The 3,263-nt window shown below is 42.0% G+C and carries 1 protein-coding gene; it reads right to left on the reverse strand.

Going from position 1 to position 3,263, the window contains the following annotated elements; all coding sequences use genetic code 11:
• Window positions 1–247 precede the first annotated feature (247 nt).
• Window positions 248–3,112, reverse strand: a complete 2,865-nt coding sequence (locus tag AACQ17_RS07930) for a DUF3320 domain-containing protein (protein WP_240507712.1) — start codon at window positions 3,110–3,112, stop codon at window positions 248–250.
• Between the last annotated feature and the right edge of the window lie 151 nt (window positions 3,113–3,263).

Raw genomic sequence — 3,263 nt, forward strand, 5'->3', positions numbered from 1 at the left:
AAAAAAGCGAGCACTAAGATCGATTTTATCTATTTGATTTTAAATGTAATTATAGCAACTCAACCGACTGTTAGGCGATCGCGAATTCTTCGTTAGTTGGGTTTCCATTAGTATCGTATCCGCTAACAGGGATTTGGACATAAATGTTTCCGTGCTTTTTCTAAATAAGCAAAACATGAATAACCACATGTATGGTAAAGTCAATTAACTCAGCGCAAGTCTAGATAGTGCTGTTCACCAAGCTAAACTAAGAAATTCGGTAGATGTCGCCCTTTATTTCCAAATAACCTAACTGAACTTGCTCAAACAGTATTGTTTCTGTTCTATCTTTCATCGTTTTACTTGTGCTAGAAAAACCGAGTACTTCCGTAATCGACTTAACTAAGTCATCGCTAGATATAGAGAAAGTATCCTTAACAGTCTCTATTGCGGCTTTTGCGATTTCACCATCATAGATCAAATCATACTTGCGCTCGTTTGACGGGAGTTCAACTCGATTACGAATCGTAATCTCACCTTGGCTTTTAGCAATAATGAATTCACCGTCTAATTCAACTTTACCTTGCCGATTGAGTAAACCAATACCATCTAGAATCGATCGATTAATCCGAGCCCCACTTCGCGTGCTACCCACCGCAGACAAAAGACGAATGGTTAGATGCTTGACGTGAATTGGAGATTCAAGCTCTACAATTTTGATAATATCCTCTGCTAGGGCTGTCGTGCTTACTTCTGGGATCGTATCGCCATACCCAAGGTATAACTGCTCTTCAGGGAAAGCCTGGTAAACGGCAGCAGATGCCTGATGTTCAACTTCTACCCTGTCAATCGCCGCTTTTGGCTTTGATTTTACAGTCTCTTCAACAATAGGCTCTGAATCATAGGCTTCATAATAAGCAATAGTTGACTTGATAGCATCATTTAACCTTTCCGTTTCTTTATGGCGGTTGCGGAACCAATCAGTACTCCAAATGCGGTGAAAGCGCCAACCAAGTCCTTCAAGGACACTCTGACGAATACGATCTCTATCACGTGCGCTCTTTGAACTGTGGTATGTCGCGCCATCACACTCTACCGCAAGTATATAGCGACCAAGTTTATTTGGATCTCTCACTGCAATATCAATATAGAAACCAGCACAACCTACTTGTGGTTGAACTTGATAACCTAGAGAGCGAATGGAAGAAATAACATCCTCTTCAAAAGGTGAATCAGGTGCTTTGCCCGTCTCTTCTCGCTTAATGAGATCGCCTGTTTCAGCATAATGTAAGAAGTTCTTCAGCGCTCGAACACCAAACGGCGATGCCTCAGTCGTTGGCATTTCATCACCTTTGAAGTTACTGAATACCTCCATGCACATACGAGCACGTGAGATAAGAACGTTGAGTCTTCGTTCACCGCCATCACTGTTTAGTGGACCGAAACTCATTGGCAAGCGACCTTCGTTCGTCTTACCATAGCCGATACTGATATAGATGGTGTCACACTCGTCACCCTGCACGTTTTCAAGGTTCTTAACGAAGAAATCTTCCCCTTCTTCATGCTCTCCAAAAAAGTCCTCAAAATCTGGGTTCGCTTTTCTTAGTCGTTCAACTTCCAAAAGGATTGCATCCCGCTGAGCTGTACTGAATGCAACAACACCTAGTGTTTGATTTGGCGTTGTCTTAGCATGTTTAATTACAGCTTCTGCAACCTCTGTCGCCTCTCCCACATTACTTCGTGAGCCACCACGATCGTATGTAGTATTCGGCAAGTAGTTAAAACTCAAACCTTTCGCATGAGGGTTAATGCCCGACGAAGGGAAAATCATCAGCTTATTGTCATAAAACTCTTGGTTAGACACTGCAATCAATGACTCATGACGACTACGGTAATGCCATTTAAGCATCTTTTCTGGTGTACCTGACGCTAAGAACATGCCCAGAATACTTTCCATATCCGCAGTGAGGCTTTCTTCTGCGTCTTCATCATCTAAGACTAATTGTTTGCCGAAGAAACTTGTTGGCGGCATCTGCTTGGTATCACCAACCACGATAACCTGCTTACCACGCATAATAGCCCCAAGCGCATCAGCAACTTTAACCTGTGAGGCTTCATCGAAGATTACCAAATCGAAATCAACCACACCTGGCTCTAAATAAGTCGCTATCGACATTGGACTCATCATAAATACGGGCTTGATCTGCTGGATCACACGACCTGATTTATTAAGCAGTCGTCTAATTGGCATTTGACGGCGCTTCTTATTGAACTCACGTCTTAAAGTTTCAACTTCACCTCTTGCTGATGGGTTGGGTAAATTATCGTAGAGCTGCTTAACCAATGACTCTTGAGCAAAGTGGAACAGTCGCCCGTCTATGAAGCTGAACTGCTCAATCTGTTTTTCATGCTCAACTCGATCGAAATAACGGATTTCATCTCTTGAATCATACTGATGTTCAACAAGTGAGCGATAAAACGTATATTTGAAGCAGTCACGGAAAAGTGTTGGCACATTAGCCCAAGTAAATGCCTCCTGTTTCCATTTTGAAAGTCCGATTCGGTCTAACTCAGCTCCTAAGCGATTAAAGCGAGTTAGAGGGTAAAATTTTTGAATATCTTTCCCCAACAACTCAACATCATCAATAGATAAAGAGTCACAACAGTCAGTAAAGTTCGTCAGATCTAGCTGAAGTAATGAAGCTAATTCGCTCAGCATACTTTCACGTTTACTGATTAACTCTTTTACATGGTTAAGCTCTGTCGTGGTAAATCCAATTTCCTTTGAAGGGTCTAAGTACTGCGCAGCACTCGCATCGAGTGAGCCAGACTTAATTCCTGAATGGCACTGGTGAACCCATTGAAGCGGTTTTAAGATCGCGATCCAGTCAGTACTCTCATTTTTAAAATGACTACCGATAGTATCTATTGCTAGTTGTGCAGAATCGATGAAGCGCTTTTGAGTTGAGCGATACTCCAATACGGTATCAATTCTTTCAATCCATTCATTTACACCGCCAGCAAGTCCATTCTTAGACATACCAGCATAAGTACTTTTCGCTCTTCGATAGTCACCTGATAAGAATCGCCACCATTTCTGACCAGTCGTCAGCAATGAGCCACGGACAGGCATCCAATCGTAATCTAAAGCATTATCGACAAAGCACTCTGATAACTCTAATGCCGATCAGTTAAGACTTTAATCGGCAGATCAGTTGAATGATCCTACCTTTATGTAAAAATCCGATAGACCTTGTTTATCGGATTTTTTTATGCACGTTTCT

It is taken from the genome of Vibrio sp. V10_P2A27P122, assembly GCF_963874335.1.
In the GTDB taxonomy this organism is placed as follows: domain Bacteria; phylum Pseudomonadota; class Gammaproteobacteria; order Enterobacterales; family Vibrionaceae; genus Vibrio; species Vibrio anguillarum.

What these genes read in the sequence shown, in the direction of transcription:
- AACQ17_RS07930 (WP_240507712.1), bottom strand. Translation starts at nt 3,112, where the DNA reads ATGCCTGTCCGTGGCTCATTGCTGACGACTGGTCAGAAATGGTGGCGA.